The sequence below is a fragment of the Hyphomicrobiales bacterium genome (genome assembly GCA_030688605.1).
Lineage (GTDB): Bacteria > Pseudomonadota > Alphaproteobacteria > Rhizobiales > NORP267 > JAUYJB01.
The window spans coordinates 21256-37452 of the sequence record JAUYJB010000151.1 but is presented as its reverse complement, the minus strand read 5'-3'; the positions used below and the strand labels follow the sequence as shown (position 1 = coordinate 37452).

The following is a 16197-nucleotide window of genomic DNA, read 5'->3' as shown; positions in this document are numbered from 1 at the left end:
GAACGTCTCCCATCTCGCGGTATTTTTCCAGCGTCGTCGCCCGGTCCTTCTTCTCGATTGCCTCGAGCACCGCGCGGGCGACGGCGTGAAACCGGCGATGGGTCTCGATCATGGCGAGATGGACATCTGTCTTCCGGTATTCCGACGCTAGATGCGCCTTGCTCCAGGTGGTGAGCGAGCAGTCCAAAACCGCCGGCACCAGGTTCATGTCGAGTTCGCGGAAGCCGACCATCATCTCGGCGAGATGCTGCTTGATGCGCATGTGATGGGTCTTCTCGGCTTCCAGCGGGGCGTTGCGGATGTCGAGATTCTGCAACTCGGCGAACTGCTCGAGGATCAGCCGGTCGGTTTCCGACGCGTATTTGACGATATTGTCGGCGGCCTTGCGGCTGCGGCCGGCCTCCGCCGCGATGCGGGCGATGGCTTTCGAGATCTCCTCGGTCGCGCTCGTCTGCTCCTCGAGCGTCGTTGCCATCTCGGAAATGCGGCCTGAAACGCCGGCGATCTGGCGGCCGACGCCGTGGAAGCGCTGGCTGACGTCGGCGACGACGCTTTCCGCGCCGGTGACCGATTCGGCGTTCTTCTGCATGGCGCCCATCATCGCCGCCATTTCGCCGGTCAGGGCGTTGGTGCGGTCGCGGATCTGCTCGGTCGCGTCGGCGGTCTGCTGCGACAGCGCCTTGACCTCGCTGGCGACCACCGCGAAGCCGCGCCCGGCCTCGCCCGCGCGGGCTGCTTCGATCGTCGCGTTGAGCGCCAGAAGGTTGGTCTGGCTGGAAATCTCCTCGATGGTCTGGGTCATCTCCGAGATCTGCTCGACGGCGCGCTGCAGCACGTTGAGCCGCTCGGTCATGTTGCGGACCTCGGTGCTGATCTGGTTCATCGCCGAACCGGCGGTGTCGACGTGACCGATGCTCTCCTCCGCCACCCGGCGCGCCGAGGCCGCGTCGGCGGCGGCCGTGTTGCCCATGTCGGAGATGTTGCGGGTGTTGATCGACAATTGCTCGGCGGCGGACGAAATGGTGCCGGCATTGTTGCGCACGCCGTTAAGGTCGTCGGACATGCTGGCGATGGCGACGATCGTCTCGCCCGCCTGCCAGGAGGTGGCGACGGTGCGCTTGAGGATCGCCAGGGCCGATTTCTCGAGCGCATCGGCAAGCGCGGACAAGGCCTCGCCGGCCGCTCCGGGAATCCCGCGCGCGGCGGAGAAGTGACCGGTCTGCAGCGCCTCCAGCGCCGTGCTAACCATGGCCATGCAGGCAGGCTCGTCCGCGCACTCCGCCAGCGCGGACGTAACACCGCCGGACGGTACGTCGGAGAACCCCGCCTCGGGCGCGACGGCCGCGGCGGCAGAACCGGCCTTGCGAAACCACATGGGACCGCTCTCCGAGGAAGGTGAAGACTGCGGTCTTCGAGACTAGGCAGCTTGGGTTTATGTCCAGTTAACCAGCGCACGCGACGCGGGCCGGCGCGTTGCCGGGGTCGTGCCTTTGCTTTTGAATATCGCGATTGAGGAGGCGAGTGCCCGCCCCGACCGCTCATCGTTTCCCCTCAATCCCGCTTTTTCCGCCGCCGGCCCATGAGATAGCCGGCAAGAAGCGCGGCGCCGGCAAGAAGCATGATCGGATTGGTGAAGGGCGCGCCGGTGCCGAGCGCCCGGGCGGCGCGCTGATACTGCTCCTTCACGCTGGCGGAGACTTGGCCTTCGAGACCGGCTGACGGCTTGCGCGGCGGGCACCTGGCGAGGGCCAGCAGGATCAGGCCGACGAGGAGCAGCGCGCCGGCAATGGCTCCGGCGGCGCCGATTGGACCGAGCCGGGGGGCAAGCGCCATGTGGAGCGCGAACAGGCCGAAGCCTGCCGCCGCGACGACGAAAAGCAGTCCGATCGCCGCCAGAACCGTGCGGATCGCTGCGGCCCGGATCAGGCCGCGGATATTGGCGACCCGCATAGCCAGTGCGGCCGCCGTCAGGAAGCGCAGCATGCTTCAGCGCCGGGACATCATACCGATGAGGAAGCCGAGACCAAGGGCGATGAAGACGGCTGTCAGCGGGTTGCCGGTGATCTTGGCCTCCAGATCCTCCTCCAGCGCGCGCGCCTGCGAGACGGCCTCATCCGCCCGCTGGCGGCCCTTGCGAATATATTCGTCGGCCCTGCGCTCGACCGTCTCGCGGCCCTCGCGGGCCGTGCTGCCGGCAAGCTCGCCGAGCATCTCGACCAACGCCGCGACGTCGCGCCTGAGAACCTCGAACTGCTCGGAAACCGCGTCGAGATCGAGCGCCGCCTCGGAGCCTGCACCGGCCGCGGCCGGCTTGGCGGCTGAACCGCCGCTGGTGGCTTTCTTTGCCATTCCTGTCTCCTTTGATGACTGTTACCGACAGACCGAAGGACCCGTATGGTCCAGCCTACGCAGCAGAACATTGTTCCCGCTTCGGGAACAAGCCACCCGCCTGAGCCGTTGAAATACGGCCCTGAACACAATGAGATTAGCGAATGAGCGGCGCCAATTCCATACAGCGTCAAGAGCAAAGCTTCTGGCGGACGGGAGTGTGGCGTTCCGCCTTCACCGGCCGAGCCGCGCCCATCGAGGATGACGCCGGCCTTTGGACCCGCGCCTCGCAGCTCGCGGTCATCGGTCTCGGGCTTGCCGCCTTTCTGTACGTGCTTGACGCGTGGAGCGCGTTTTTCGTGCCCGTCACCCTGTCGCTGGTGATCGGCGTAATGCTGACGCCGATCCTGACTCGTCTGGAGAATTGGGGGCTGCCGCCGGCGCTGGTGGCGGCGATCTTGCTTATCGGCCTGGCCGGGCTTTTCTATCTTGCCGCGTTGCTGTTCATGGTCCCCCTCAGCGAATGGTTTGCCCGGGCGCCGGAGATCGGCGCCGAGCTGCGCAGCCGGCTGCAGCAGCTCAGACAGTCGCTGTCCGTCCTCTACGAGGTCGAGGAGCGGCTTCAGGAAGCTGCGACCGACGGCCGCTCGGCGGCCCAGCAGGTCGCGGTGACGGAGGGCGGCATGGTGGAAAGCGTGCTCAAGATCGCGCCGCCGGCCATCGGCCAGATCGTCCTGTTCACCGGCTCGCTCTATTTCTATGTCGCGACGCGGCAGCGGCTACGCTTAGGCCTCCTGTCGCTGTGCGTCGACCGGGCGGTGAAGCTGCGCGCCGCTCGCATCATGCGCGACACGGAAAAGAGCATTTCCCGGTATCTGCTCACCATCTCCGTCGTCAATGTCGGTCTCGGCATCGCCACGGGACTGGCGATGTGGATGCTCGACATGCCGACACCGGCATTCTGGGGCGCGCTCGCCGCGGTCTTCAACTTCATTCCCTATCTCGGCCCCTGGATGCTCGGTGCGATCCTGGCGGCGGTGGCCCTGGTCAGCTTCGACACGGTGTCGCAGATCGTCGCGCCGCCGCTGGCCTTCCTGGCGCTCAACATCGTCGAAAGCCAGCTGCTGACGCCGAGCGCGCTCGGCCGCAGCCTCACGCTCAATCCGTTTCTGGTCTTTCTCGCCCTGGGTTTCTGGCTCTACATGTGGGGACCGATCGGCGCCTTTCTGGCCGTCCCCTTCCTCATCCTGTGCGCCGTCGCCCTCACGCACCTTCTGCCGCGCGCGCGGCGGCCGCGCCGCGGCGTCGGCATCGGCATGGAGGTTCCGGTCGAATCGCTGGCGCCGAGAAAGACCCGCAAGGTTCAGCTGGCGGAATAGGGATAGCCTGCCTTTCAGCCGCTCGGGCAGCATCGCCCGCGCGTTGCCGGGCGCGGGCCTTTTCGCTAAGTTTCCCGGAGTTCACGTCACCGGGGGCGGGGGATGAGCGACGAGACGGCGCCGGAAGAGACCGGCGCGGCGGCCGAGCGGCACACCGAAGCGGTGACCCTTGCGCGGTCCTATTCCGCCGGCACCGGCTTCCTGATGTTCGTGCTCGGCCTGTTGGTCGGATTCCCCCTGGCCATAGCCGGCGCCGGCTATCTCGCCGCCAACGCCGATCTGCTCGCCGCCCTGGTGTTCGCCGCCTTGATCGTGATCGCCGGCATCGGAGCGCTCATCGCCCTAAATCGACGGCGCATCTGGGAAGCGCTGTTCCGCATCTCGGAGGTCCAATTGCAGCATTTTGCGGGTCCGCTCGCGGATGCCGCCCGCCATGTCGCGGCAAAGCACCCCAACGAGGCTGCGGTCGCCGCGCGCCGCTTCGTCGAGCTGGCGCTGGCGCGCTGGACCTGGATCGCGACACGGCGCTGGATTCTCGCCTCGATCACCGCGCTGATCGCAGCGATGGCGGCGCTCGCCGGCTCGGCGCTGCTGTTCCGCCAGAACGAACTGATCGGCCAGCAGACCGGGCGCCTCGACGAGCAGAACCGGCTGATCGGCGAGCAGACCCAGCGCATCGACGAGCAGACGCGGCTGCTGATCGCCCAGACCGAGCTTGCCGACGCGGAGCGCGCGGCCTCGCTGATCCCGGAGATTTCGCGCATTGCCGACGGGCTGGAGCAGCTTCCCGTCGATCCGAATATCGGCCGCTCGCCGATTTTGGACGCCGGCGACTTGCCGCACGGCCTTCAAGCACGGATCGTCGCCGCCGCCTTCGCAGCCCGGCCCTACCGGGTGATCGACCGGTCGCGCGAAGACCCGCTGCAAGAGGCGGCGCGCGGCCGGCCGGATCTGCCGGCGCTCACCGAACAGTTCGCCGAACGGCCGCCGCCGTCGACGGCCACGCGCCTGACCGAGCAGATTTCGAGCCCCGAGCGCGGCCAGATCCTGCGGCTCCTGCTGTTTTCCGGCATTATCAAGACCGCGGCGCTCAGCTTCCAGGGCGCGGACTTCTCCTATGCCGTGCTCAGCGACCTGACACTCGCGCTGGCGTCGTTGCGCCACGCCAGACTGGAATATGCGGACTTCTCCGGCGCCACCATCGTCTCAGGCGATTTCGGCGGGGCGCTCGTCAACCGCGCCTCGTTTCGCTCGGCGATCCTGCGCGACACGGTGTTTTCGACACTGCCCGGCGATCGGGCCGAGGAGCCCTTCAAGAAGACGGCGGAGCCCTATCCGACGCTTGCCGGCGGCGCGGATTTCTCGCAGGCCGTGATCGTCAACAGCCCGTTCAAAGAAACGCAGGCGAACTTCGCCCGTTTCGACGGCGCGCTCGTTTACAACGCGTCCTTCCGCGGCGCCATGCTGGCCGGGGCGACTTTCCGCAACGCCGTGCTGCTCGACAATGACTTCTCCGGCGCCGATCTCAGATCGGTCGACTTTAACGGCGCCATCGTCATCGGCGCGGATTGGCTCGAGCGCCTCGCGGCGGGCGCGGCGCCGGACACGTTCCGCGCCGACCGATATCGCATCGACCCGGTCGCCGAGTCGGAGGTGCGCGAGATCGATATCGTCTATCTCCATCTCGGCGTCGAGGTGCCCGACGCCGCCCTTGCCGGCAAGGCGGCCCTCCGCGTCGTGCGCGTCGCGCCGTTCGAATAGCCTCCGCCTCGCTTGCATCGGCTTGTGCTTGCGACTACATGCTCCACTTTCCCGACACCGATCCGCAGCGCTCAGAGGCATATTGATGGCGCGTCCGTTCATCTATCACATGCAGGGCCTGACCAAGTCCTATTCCGGCGGGCGCAAGGTGCTGGAAAACATCAATCTTTCCTTCTATCCCGACGCCAAGATCGGCGTCCTCGGGCCGAACGGCTCCGGCAAGTCGACGCTTCTGAAGATCATGGCTGGCGTGGAGACCGAGTTCCAGGGCGAGGCATGGCTCGCCGAAGGCGCGAGCGCCGGCTATCTGCCCCAGGAGCCGCGGCTCGACGAAACCCAGGACGTGCGCGGCAACGTCATGGCCGGCGTCGCCGCCAGGCAGGCCGTGCTCGACCGCTACAACGCGCTGATGATGAACTATTCCGACGCGACGGCGGAAGAGGCGTCGAGGCTGCAGGACGAGATCGACGCCAAGGGCCTGTGGGACCTGGACAGCCAGATCGAGCAGGCGATGGAGGCGCTGCGTTGCCCGCCGGGGGACGCTCAGGTGGCGATCCTTTCCGGCGGCGAGCGCCGCCGCGTGGCGCTGACCCGGCTGCTTCTGGAGCAGCCGGACCTGCTGCTTCTCGACGAGCCGACCAACCATCTCGACGCGGAATCCGTCGCCTGGCTCGAAGGCCATCTTGTCGCCTATCCCGGCGCCATCCTGATCGTCACCCACGACCGCTATTTCCTCGACCATGTGACCGGCTGGATCCTCGAGCTCGACCGCGGCCGCGGCATCCCCTACGAGGGCAACTATTCCGTCTATCTGGAAAAGAAGGCGAAGCGTCTCGCCCAGGAGGGCCGCGAGGAGGCGGCGCGCCAGCGCGCGCTTGATCGCGAGCGCGAATGGATCGCGGCAAGCCCGCGCGCGCGACAGGCCAAGTCCAAGGCGCGTATCGCGGCCTATGACGAGCTCTTGCGCCGCAACGAGGAACGCGCGCCGGGCTCGGCCCAGATCGTCATTCCGCCGGGCGAGCGCCTCGGCGACGTCGTCATCGAGGCCGACCATGTCTCAAAGGGCTACGGCGAGTTGCTGCTGATCGAGGACCTGTCGTTCAGGCTGCCGCCCGGCGGCATCGTCGGCGTCATCGGCCCGAACGGCGCCGGCAAGACGACGCTGTTCCGCATGATCACCGGAAAGGAACAGCCGGACAAGGGCTCGTTCCGCATCGGCGAGACGGTGCATCTCGGTTCTGTCGACCAGTCGCGCGACGCGCTCGACGGCGCAAACAACGTCTGGGAGGAGATTTCCGCCGGCGAGGACGTGATCCGGCTCGGCAAACGCGAGGTCAATTCAAGGGCTTACGTCAGTTCCTTCAACTTCAAGGGCGGCGACCAGCAGAAGAAGGTGGGCGCGCTGTCGGGCGGCGAGCGCAACCGGGTGCATCTCGCCAAGATGCTCAAATCAGGCGCCAACGTGCTGCTGCTCGACGAGCCGACCAACGACCTCGACACCGAGACCCTGTCGGCGCTGGAGGACGCGCTGGAGGATTTCGCCGGCTGCGCCGTCATCATCTCCCACGACCGCATGTTCCTGGACCGGCTCGCCACCCACATGCTCGCCTTCGAGGGCGACAGCCACGTCGAATGGTTCGAGGGCAATTTCGAGGCCTACGAGGAGGACAAGAAGCGTCGCCTCGGCGTCGATTCCACGATCCCGAAGCGGATCAAATACAAGAAGCTGACCAGGTAATTCTCCGCGCTGGTGGCCTTACTCCGAGTCGTTGCCCGACTTGATCGGGCAACCCAGTAACCCCTGCTTCAAAGATTGGATCCGGAGGATACTGGGTGCCCCGGTTAAACCGGGGCACGACAAAAGGGGAAGAGCGTTCCCCCCTTACGCCGCCGGCACGAAGGTCAGCGCCACGCCGTTGAGGCAGTGGCGCTTGCCGATGGGCGGAGGGCCGTCGTCGAAGATATGACCGAAATGTCCGCCGCAGCGGCGGCAATGCACCTCGGTGCGGGCGATGAAGAGCTTGCGGTCGGTGTTGGTGTCGACGGCGTCCGGCAGCGCGGCGGTGAAGCTCGGCCAACCGGTCCCGCTGTCATACTTGTCCTGCGAGGAATAGACCGGCAGGTCGCAGCCGGCACAATGGAAGAGGCCCGCGCGGTGCTCGTCAAGCAGCGGGCTCGTGCCCGGCCTCTCGGTCGATTCCTGGCGCAGCACCGCGAACTGCTCAGGCGTGAGAATCTTCCGCCACTCCGCCTCCGTATGGGTGACCTCGAAGGCCTCGGCGCTCTCCGGTCTCGACGCGGCGGCGAAGAGCCCGCCGGTGACGGCGGCGCCGGCGGCGGCGATCGAGCCGAGCAATGTGCGTCTGGTCATCATGATGTTCTCCGCAAGGGTTTTCCGTGAGCCTCAATATGGTCGCTCCGGGGCACATTGTCGCCCCGCCGGCGCACGTGGCCGGGACACAATCGGTTGATCGGATCGTGATCGGGTCGGCGCCCGGGCCGGCCCGGCGCGCCCGCCGCATGCGCGCGAAAAGCGGGCCCCGGCCTTTCGCGCAAATTGCTTCTAAATCAAAAAGCTATGGCGCCTTCTCGTTCCCGCCGAATCAAAAATCATTCTAAACTATTCTTCGACCTAACGAAAAAAGTTTCCACAGACGCGAAGTCGCCCCGTTGTAGCCCACATGTAGCCAAGATCGCTTGCAATCATCCTTCCGACAGGGTGGCCTCACAAGGGTGGCGGTCCGAGCAGAAAGGGCGGGGGTCGTCGAGCTTCATGTCGATGCCAGGGTTGGCATGAGTATTGCGTTCGAGAGGCCGGACGACTGATCTAACGCCCCTAGGGACCACGGCTGATCCGCGGCCGTGGTCCCGCTATATTTGGTAGCGCGCGGCTCACAAGGCGGCGACGATCTTGCGGAACGAGTCCTCCGAAAACGCCTTCAAGGTGGTCGTGCGCACATTGCCCGCCGACCCCAGCGTGAGCGCGAATTTCGCCGCCGCTTCGTCGTCCGGCGCCTCCAGCATGGCGACCATGTCATAGGGTCCGATCGTCATATAGAGGTCTTTCATCTCGCAGCCCAGTTTCTTGGCGAGACCGCGCGCGGCATCAACGCGTTTCGGCGATTCCTTGACGCCTTTGATGCCCTGGTCCGTCCAATTGACAAGCGCGATATACTTGGCCATCTCGTCCTCCCCTTGGCTTTGCGGAATAGCGCGGAGCATCGCTTGCTCCGCCGCCAGCTTACCACCGTGCCGGCCTTCGTGTCGTGCCCCCCGTTTTCCTCGCCGTCCGAGGCGCGCCCGCGCCCCATCTTCACCTCCCGTCAACCATGATTATCGAAGCCGAACTCGTTTTTTCGCGGTTTTCCGCCAATCGCCCCCGAAAGTCATCCCCGCTCTTCGGAGCACCCTTAGACTCGGACCCATCCCCCGCCCGGGGACCGGCGGGGCATGTCCGTTCGGCAGCGTTGGCGGGGGAGCGGTGCCCGCGGCGATGAATGGAGTTTATCGGGCTCCCCGCCCCGGGCGGGCCTTGCCCGACCCTGGAGCACGATGACTCCAGCGCCAGAGAGCTGCGCGCGAGACCCACGCGAAAGACGCGGGCGCGAAGAAAGAAGCCATAATCCGGATCTTTCCAGATCGCGGCAACGGCGAAGCTTGCCCTTTAAGCTCTTTGACAGTGTGACGTATGGCAGGGTCCCCAACACCCCGGTCGTCGTCACCCGGTCAAACCGGGTGACCCAGTCCATTGGCCCCTCGTCTTGCCGAGCGGTAACGGAATGGATTGCCGGATCGGGCCCGGCAACGACGGGAGAGGGGAGCGACGGCCAGGCGACGGCCTCAATCCCAGTCGAGGAAGCGGGGCAGGCGGCCGTTCTTCTTCAGCGTGCCGACGATGCCTTCGGGGAAGAACAGCAGCACCAGGATAAGCGCCGTGCCGGTGGCCACGATGTTGAGCTCGGTGGCGCCGAGTTGGGAGACGAAGAACTCGTTGGCGGCGATGAAGACGAAGGCACCGACCACGGGACCGGACACCGTTCCGCGGCCGCCGAGAATGGTCATCAGCACGAACTTGGCCCCGACCAGGATGCTCAGGAAGATGACCGGGCTCAGATAGGTGAGATAGTAGCCCCAAAGGGCGCCGGCCATGCCGATGAACAGGCCGCTCAGGGCAAAGGCGAGGATCTTGTAAAAACGTATTGGAATTCCGGCCACTTCCGCCTTGGTCTCATCCTGCGAGATGGCCCGCAGGCCGAGCCCGAACTTCGACCGGCGGATGCGCATGGAAAGCCACACCGCGCCGATGGCCAGCGCCAGCATGGCGTAATAGAAGGGCAGCTTGACCAGCGCGACCGGCAGATCGAGCAGTTCCAGGCTGATACCGTTGGTGCCGCCGATATAGTCCCAATTGTCGAGCAGGATCTTGGTCAGCAGCACCAGCGCGATGGTCGAGATGATGAAGGTCGGCCCGCGGGCCCTCAGCGTAATCGTGCCGACCAGAAAGCCGATGGCCATGGCGATCAGGCCGCACAGCGGGAAGGCGATAAACGGCGATATGCCGAAATAGGCGAACAGGATCGCGGCCGCGTATCCGCCGATGGCGAAAAACACGTTATGGCCGAGCGAGATATAGCCGGCATAGCCGCCGATGATGTTCCAGCTCGAGGCGATGGCGACGTTCATGAACAGGAACAGCGCCATGTGCAGCCAGTAGTTCAGCCCGCCGACGGCGATGTGGACCAGCGGGAAGAGCGCGGCCGCGATCACCAGGGCCGAGATGAAGGCGCGCTTGGGGCCGGCCGCGGCGGCGGCGCTGCCCGTTGCGAGGTTTCCGGCCAGCGACGACATTCTCAAAGCTCCGACCTTTTGCCGAGGAGCCCTTGCGGGCGCACCAGCAGGATCACGAACAAGGCGAGATAGAAGGTGACCGGCGACCAGGTCGGCCCGAAACTGGAGGAAACGAACGCCGCGATGACCGACAGCACGAGCGCGCCGATGAGCGCGCCGAGCAGGCTGCCCATGCCGCCGAGCACGACCAGGGACAACAGGATCGCCACCCACTCCCAATGTTTGCTCGGATAAAATGAAAAAAGGTAGGAGAGCAGCGAGCCCGAGGCGCCGGCGAGCGCCATGCCGATGCCGAAGACCAGCATCGAGATGCGGTCGACATTGACGCCGACCACCTCGGCAGCGGTGCGGTTGTGGGTGGTCGCGCGGATAGCGTAGCCGGTACGGGTATATTGCAGAAACGCCCACAGCCCGATGAGGATGACCATGGAGAGCAGCATCGCGTAGAACTGCCCCTCGGGAATGTAGAAGGGCCCGAAGAGGATTGCCTCCGACGCGTAGGAGGGGTTGGTCGAGCGGTAGATGTTGGAAAACAGGTAGCCGAGCATGCCCTCGACGACGAGCGCCAGCGCGAACGTGACGAGAACCGTCACCGCGCGCTTGTGGGGATCGGCGATCGCATGGGCGAACAGAATCCGGTAGACGATAACGCCGACCAGGAACATGGCCGGCATGGTGATGACGATGGATAAGATCGGGTCGAGCCCAAGGCCCTTGAAGGCGAAGAAGGAGATGAAGGCCGCCATGACCATGAAGGAGGCGTGGCCGAGATTGACGATGCCCATGACGCCGAAGATCAGAGTCAGGCCGGAGGCCATCAGCGCATAGACGCCGCCGAGCACCAGACCGAGGATGGCGATCTGGATGTTGTGGATCACGTGCCGTTCCCCGTGCGCGGTCGGCGGCGGCCGAGATACAGTTCCTCGATGCGCGGGTCGTCGAGGACCGTTTGCGACGGGCCCTCGAACACCAGCTTGCCGAGATCGAGGACGCAGCCCCAGTCGGCGAACTTCAGGCCGAGGCGCGCGTTCTGCTCGACCACGATCAGGGTGATGCCGGCCGCCTTGAGGCGCTCCATGGAGTCGTAGATCTGCCGCGATACCTTCGGCGCCAGTCCCAGCGACGGCTCGTCGAGCATGATGATTTTCGGCCTGAGAACCAGCGCCCGGCCGAGGAGCAGCATCTGCTGCTGCCCGCCGGACAGCGTCTTGGCGGGCTGGCTGCTGCGCTCCTTGAGGATCGGGAACAGCTCGAACATCGCGTCGACGCGCGCGTCGACCTCGGCCCAGTTCTTGAGAATATAGCCGCCCATGCGCAGGTTTTCGCGCACCGTCATGTCGGGAAACAGGCTACGGTCCTGGGGCACGAAGCAAATGCCGCGATGCAGAATCTGGTCGGCCCGCTGCCCGTTCAGCGTCGCGCCGTCGAAGACGACCTGGCCGCTTCGCGTCGGCAGGAGGCCGCAGATGACCTTGAGCAGGGTCGACTTGCCGGCGCCGTTGGGGCCGACGATGCAGTAGCTCTTGTCGGCCTCGACGCTGAGCGAAAGGCCGGTGAGGATGTCGGGGCCGATGCCGTAGCCGGCAACGACGTTTTCGATTGTGAGGACTGCCATCAGGCGACCCCCAGATAGGCTTCGAGCACCAGCGGATCGGCCTGGATCTTGGCCGGCGGACCCTCGGCCAGCACCTTGCCGTAGGCCATGACGATGACCGGATCGCAGACATTCATGACCATGTCCATATTGTGCTCGACGATGAGGAAAGTGACGCCCTGTTTGCGCAGCCGCTCGACGCGGTCGATGATGAGCTCGAGCAGCGCCGGGTTGATGCCGCCGGCCGGCTCGTCGAGCAGGAACAAGCGGGGATCGGCCATCATGCCGGCGGCCAGATCCATCAGCTTCTTCTGGCCGTATGAAAGCTTCGCCGCCGGCTCGTCGGCAAGTTCCGCGATGCCGACGAATTCGAGCAGCTCCATGCCGCGCTCGCGCTCCTCGCCGAGGATGCTCTGCCCGATCAGGCCGCCAAGGCCCCTGGCCGGCGACTGGACGACGAGGTTTTCGAGCACCGTCAGGTCGCCGAGCTGGCGGCTGACCTGGAACGTCCGGCTGATGCCGCGGCGGGTGATCTGATGCGGCTGCAGCCGTTCGATGCGCTTGCCCTCGAACAGAATGGCGCCGGCGTCGCAGCGGTGCAGCCCGTTGATCATGTTGAACACGGTCGTCTTGCCGGCGCCGTTGGGGCCGATCAACGCGGTGATGCTGCCCTGCTCGACAGAGAAGGAGCAGGCGTCGACCGCCTTGATGCCGCCGAAGGACTTGGCCGCGTCGCAAATTTCCAGAAGAGGCAAGTTCAAGCCCCGCCGTTCTTGCTGAGAGGCCCGGCAGTGGGCCGGGCCTCCGTCTCTTGGCGCGCTAGAGTTGCGCGATTACCATTTCGGCTTCGGCCAGATCAGATCGGCCGTGCCCGGGAACTCGCCGAGCGGATAGACGAATTTCAGTTCGCCATTCTGCCATTGGGTGATGAGGAACGACTTGTCGAGCGGCAGGCCCTTCTCGTCCCAATGGAAGTTGCCGAGGATCGTCTTTACGGGCTCATCCTTGGTCCGCGAGGCAAGCCAGTCGCGCAGCACCTGATTGTCGGTCGAGTTGGCCCCGGCGACCGCCTCGACCATGCCCTGGCAGGTCGCAAAGGGGATCGCATTGTCCTCGTCCGGCTCGCTGCCGAATTTCGCCTTGAACTCGCGAATGAAGTCCTGGTTGGAGAAATCCTTGCCGCCGATCGTGCCGACCCACTCGACCGCCGGGTGCCAGGCGGAATGGATCATCACGCCGTTGGCGGCATCAGCCAGCTGGTCATGGAACTCGGCCTGCGTGCCCTGACCCATAATGACGGCGGTCGGCTGATAGTCGATGGTCTTGAAGGCGCGCACCAGCTGGATCGCCTCGTCCGGGGAGGCGGTGAAGCCGACGACCATGTCGGCGCCGCTGCCCTTGACGGAGTTGGCGAGCGTAATCCAGTCAGAGAAGCCCTCTTCCGGCCACTGCTGCTCGAACACCACCTCGATGCCCGAATCGGCAAGAGCGCCGGGCGCCAGATCGATGACCTTGTCGGTGCCGGCGATCGTGCGCTTGGAGCCGATGAGGCCGGCGACCGCGGCGTTGGCATAGAAGTCGTCGGCATAAACCACCGCCGCCTTCTTCGGCATCTGGTCGGGCTTGACCAGCTCCTTCATCAGAGTGCCATAGGATTTGCCGAGATATTCGGCGGCGTTGGGCTGGAAGTTGAAGATGTATTTGTAACCGCGCTCGTAAATCTGCAGCGCCACGCCCGAGGGAACCGGGTAGACCATCTTGTTCTGCTCGGCGATCGACGTCGTCGGGAAGGTGATGCGGCTCGAGAAGGTGCCGAGCAGCACGCTCACCTTGTCCTCGTTGATCAAGCGTTCGAACTGCGCCTGCGCGGTTTCGTTGACCGACTGGTTGTCGGAAACGATGAGCTTGACCGGTTCGCCGAGCAGCCCGCCGGACTTGTTGACGAGCTCGACGCACAGCTCGTAGCCGTCCTTGTGCTTCTGGCCATTGATGGCGAGGCCGCCGGTGATCGGCAGCGAGGCGCCGAAGACCACCTGCTCGGCCTGAGCCGATACCGGGATCGCGAGCATCGCCGCTCCCACGGCCATTAACTTGAGAATTTGTTTCATGAGCTTTCCATCCCTTCGTGAATCATCGGCCTCAAGCGGGCCGACATTGATTATTGTGTGGATTATCGCCTTCGGACGCGTGAAGGCGAACCTGCCCGCTTTTCATTCTCTGCAAGGGGCGGCGAAAACGCAATACCATATTCGATCATGCGGGTACGCTCGCCCGCGGGTCGGCGAATTCGGGCATTTGGTTCGGCTTCAAAGCGAAAAAGGGCCCGGTTCCGCGAGGAACCGGGCCTGCACATCACACCGGCGATCCGGGGGCGGGTATGTTGCCGGCGCGAATGAGATCAGCCGCTTGGCGGCGGAAAACTCACCCGGACCGCGGGCCGGCGGGCGCGCCGGGGGAGGAAAGCGGCGCGACGCGGGCGGGGGACGGCGGCCGCGGTCCGGGTGGAGCGTGCCGAATTCGTCTGTTCCATGGCCGCGATCGTGGCCGAACGGCCTTGAACCGATGCTGAAGCGCCCGTTCATCTGGCGTTCAGGTTTGGCCGGCCGGAACCGCGGTAGGCGATGTCCCCGAATCGGAGATGGATGCTTGACGGGACCGGCGTTTTAAGCGCATTGTCCGGCCTCATGAGAACGACGTCGGCGCAACGCGCCATTAGCATCTGCGCGATTATCATTAGCCGCTAGCACACAGGCTGGCTGCGGTCGTTCCTCCTTAGTTTCCGAAATCCGAGCACGAACGCCCCGGCCAGCAGGCCGAGGGGATGATTTATGGCGAAGGACGCCGGGCCGGGCTTCAGGGGGCTGAGGCTCTACAACACGTTGACGCGGGCAAAGCAGGAATTCGTTCCGCTCGATCCCGCCAATGTGCGCATGTATGTGTGCGGGCCGACGGTCTACGACTTCGCCCATATCGGCAATGCGCGGCCGATCATCGTCTTCGACGTGCTGTTCCGCCTCTTGCGGCACCTCTATGGCGAGACCAAAGTCACCTACGTTCGCAATATCACCGACGTCGACGACAAGATCATCGCCCGGGCGGCGGAGGAGGGGACTTCCGTCGACGAGATCACCCGACGCACGACGAAGCAGTTCCACGAGGACGTGGCGGCGCTCGGCTGCCTTGAGCCGACCCACGAGCCGCGCGCGACGCAGCACATCGGCGAGATGATCGCCATGATCGAGCGGCTGATCGCAAACGGCTGCGCCTATCGGGCGGACGGCCATGTGCTGTTCGACGTGACCAAATTCGCCGACTACGGCAAGCTGTCGAACCGCTCGACCGACGAGATGATCGCCGGCGCCCGCGTCGAGGTCGCGCCCTACAAGAAGAACCCGATGGATTTCGTGCTGTGGAAGCCGTCGACGCCCGAGCAACCGGGCTGGGATTCACCGTGGGGCCGCGGCCGGCCCGGCTGGCACCTCGAATGCTCGGCCATGTCGGAAGCCCTGCTCGGCGAGACGTTCGACATCCATGGCGGCGGCATCGACCTGGTCTTCCCGCACCACGAAAACGAGATCGCTCAGTCGCGCTGCGCCCACGGCACCGAAACCATGGCCCGCTACTGGCTGCACAACGGCTACCTCCAGGTCGAGGGCCAGAAAATGTCGAAAAGCCTGGGGAATTTCGTGACGATTAGGGACTTGCTGAAGACTGACAAGTTCGGTGGGCGCAAATGGCCCGGCGCGGTGTTGAAATTGGCTATGCTCATGACTCATTACCGCGAGCCAATCGACTTCACAGTGGGACGCTTGGAGGATGCCGAGCGAATCTGGCGGCGGTGGGGACGGATCGAAAAAGCGCTCGGCGAATGGGATTGGCAGTTGGTGAACGCCCTGAAATCCACACCTGAGCCGCAGGAGGGCATTCTCGGGTTTTTGTGCGATGACATGAACACGCACGCGGCGATCGCGACAATGCAGACATTGGCAAGGTCCGCGGAGGGCGGATACGAGCGTGCCGGAGAGATCCTTGTGGCGACGGCCGAATTCCTTGGCATGGAACTAAATGAGGCTGTCCTGCTCGATCATGTCCCCGATATCGAAAGAGCGCTGATCGACAGCCTGCTCGCCGCCCGCGCCAAGGCCCGCGCCGCCAAGGACTGGGCCGAGGCCGACCGCATCCGCGACGAGCTGGCGGAAATGGGCATCCAGCTCAAGGATTCGAAAGACCCCGAGACCGGCGAGATGAAGACCGAATGGGAGGTCGCGCGATGAGCGAAAGACCCCC

At 65.1% G+C, this 16197-nt stretch carries 14 protein-coding genes; 4 read left to right on the top strand and 10 right to left on the bottom strand.

Annotation, left to right across the window (positions count from 1 at the left end):
* The 3 genes from Q8P46_15830 to Q8P46_15820 all read right to left on the bottom strand — a co-directional run.
* Window positions 1–1375 (bottom strand): methyl-accepting chemotaxis protein (locus Q8P46_15830; GenBank protein ID MDP2621616.1); only part of this gene is annotated, 1375 nt, incomplete at its 3' end.
* A gap of 176 nt (window positions 1376–1551) precedes the next feature.
* A complete protein-coding gene (locus Q8P46_15825; GenBank protein MDP2621615.1) occupies window positions 1552–1983 on the bottom strand; it encodes an LPXTG cell wall anchor domain-containing protein in 432 nt (143 codons plus the stop codon).
* 3 nt (window positions 1984–1986) lie between these two features.
* Complete coding sequence (locus Q8P46_15820) at window positions 1987–2349, bottom strand: hypothetical protein (GenBank protein ID MDP2621614.1); 363 nt, start codon at window positions 2347–2349, stop codon at window positions 1987–1989.
* Between the two features lie 197 nt (window positions 2350–2546).
* Between Q8P46_15820 and Q8P46_15815 the strand changes: the two genes are divergently transcribed.
* From Q8P46_15815 to ettA, 3 genes are all read left to right on the top strand, one after another.
* The gene (locus Q8P46_15815) at window positions 2547–3707 is read left to right on the top strand and encodes an AI-2E family transporter (protein MDP2621613.1); all 1161 of its coding nucleotides are present in this window, start codon (window positions 2547–2549) and stop codon (window positions 3705–3707) included.
* Between the two features lie 102 nt (window positions 3708–3809).
* Window positions 3810–5468, top strand: coding sequence for a pentapeptide repeat-containing protein (locus Q8P46_15810; GenBank protein ID MDP2621612.1), 1659 nt, complete (start codon window positions 3810–3812; stop codon window positions 5466–5468).
* A gap of 85 nt (window positions 5469–5553) precedes the next feature.
* The gene (gene ettA / locus Q8P46_15805; GenBank protein MDP2621611.1) at window positions 5554–7206 is read left to right on the top strand and encodes an energy-dependent translational throttle protein EttA; all 1653 of its coding nucleotides are present in this window, start codon (window positions 5554–5556) and stop codon (window positions 7204–7206) included.
* A 144-nt stretch (window positions 7207–7350) separates the two neighbouring features.
* On the opposite strand, the gene msrB is transcribed toward ettA, so the two are convergent.
* The 7 genes from msrB to Q8P46_15770 form a co-directional block, all read right to left on the bottom strand.
* Complete coding sequence (gene msrB / locus Q8P46_15800) at window positions 7351–7839, bottom strand: peptide-methionine (R)-S-oxide reductase MsrB (protein MDP2621610.1); 489 nt, start codon at window positions 7837–7839, stop codon at window positions 7351–7353.
* Between the two features lie 521 nt (window positions 7840–8360).
* Complete coding sequence (locus Q8P46_15795) at window positions 8361–8651, bottom strand: GYD domain-containing protein (GenBank protein ID MDP2621609.1); 291 nt, start codon at window positions 8649–8651, stop codon at window positions 8361–8363.
* Window positions 8652–9308: 657 nt separating this feature from the next.
* Window positions 9309–10316, bottom strand: a complete 1008-nt coding sequence (locus tag Q8P46_15790) for a branched-chain amino acid ABC transporter permease (protein MDP2621608.1) — start codon at window positions 10314–10316, stop codon at window positions 9309–9311.
* A gap of 2 nt (window positions 10317–10318) precedes the next feature.
* Window positions 10319–11194: a branched-chain amino acid ABC transporter permease gene (locus Q8P46_15785; protein ID MDP2621607.1), complete on the bottom strand. Its 876-nt coding sequence runs from the start codon at window positions 11192–11194 to the stop codon at window positions 10319–10321.
* The gene (locus Q8P46_15780; protein MDP2621606.1) at window positions 11191–11931 is read right to left on the bottom strand and encodes an ABC transporter ATP-binding protein; all 741 of its coding nucleotides are present in this window, start codon (window positions 11929–11931) and stop codon (window positions 11191–11193) included. The genes Q8P46_15785 and Q8P46_15780 overlap by 4 nt, the downstream gene beginning before the upstream one ends.
* A complete protein-coding gene (locus Q8P46_15775) occupies window positions 11931–12671 on the bottom strand; it encodes an ABC transporter ATP-binding protein (protein MDP2621605.1) in 741 nt (246 codons plus the stop codon). The genes Q8P46_15780 and Q8P46_15775 overlap by 1 nt, the downstream gene beginning before the upstream one ends.
* A gap of 72 nt (window positions 12672–12743) precedes the next feature.
* Complete coding sequence (locus tag Q8P46_15770; protein MDP2621604.1) at window positions 12744–14018, bottom strand: amino acid ABC transporter substrate-binding protein; 1275 nt, start codon at window positions 14016–14018, stop codon at window positions 12744–12746.
* Window positions 14019–14738: 720 nt separating this feature from the next.
* Between Q8P46_15770 and cysS the strand changes: the two genes are divergently transcribed.
* Window positions 14739–16184 (top strand): cysteine--tRNA ligase, encoded by a 1446-nt coding sequence (cysS, locus tag Q8P46_15765; protein ID MDP2621603.1) that lies wholly within the window; start codon window positions 14739–14741, stop codon window positions 16182–16184.
* Window positions 16185–16197: the final 13 nt, after the last annotated feature.

What these genes read in the sequence shown, in the direction of transcription:
- Q8P46_15810 (MDP2621612.1), top strand. Translation starts at nt 3,810, where the DNA reads ATGAGCGACGAGACGGCGCCGGAAGAGACCGGCGCGGCGGCCGAGCGG.
- msrB (MDP2621610.1), bottom strand. Translation starts at nt 7,839, where the DNA reads ATGACCAGACGCACATTGCTCGGCTCGATCGCCGCCGCCGGCGCCGCC.
- Q8P46_15825 (MDP2621615.1), bottom strand. Translation starts at nt 1,983, where the DNA reads ATGCTGCGCTTCCTGACGGCGGCCGCACTGGCTATGCGGGTCGCCAAT.
- Q8P46_15795 (MDP2621609.1), bottom strand. Translation starts at nt 8,651, where the DNA reads ATGGCCAAGTATATCGCGCTTGTCAATTGGACGGACCAGGGCATCAAA.
- cysS (MDP2621603.1), top strand. Translation starts at nt 14,739, where the DNA reads ATGGCGAAGGACGCCGGGCCGGGCTTCAGGGGGCTGAGGCTCTACAAC.
- Q8P46_15820 (MDP2621614.1), bottom strand. Translation starts at nt 2,349, where the DNA reads ATGGCAAAGAAAGCCACCAGCGGCGGTTCAGCCGCCAAGCCGGCCGCG.
- Q8P46_15790 (MDP2621608.1), bottom strand. Translation starts at nt 10,316, where the DNA reads ATGTCGTCGCTGGCCGGAAACCTCGCAACGGGCAGCGCCGCCGCCGCG.
- Q8P46_15780 (MDP2621606.1), bottom strand. Translation starts at nt 11,931, where the DNA reads ATGGCAGTCCTCACAATCGAAAACGTCGTTGCCGGCTACGGCATCGGC.
- Q8P46_15770 (MDP2621604.1), bottom strand. Translation starts at nt 14,018, where the DNA reads ATGAAACAAATTCTCAAGTTAATGGCCGTGGGAGCGGCGATGCTCGCG.
- ettA (MDP2621611.1), top strand. Translation starts at nt 5,554, where the DNA reads ATGGCGCGTCCGTTCATCTATCACATGCAGGGCCTGACCAAGTCCTAT.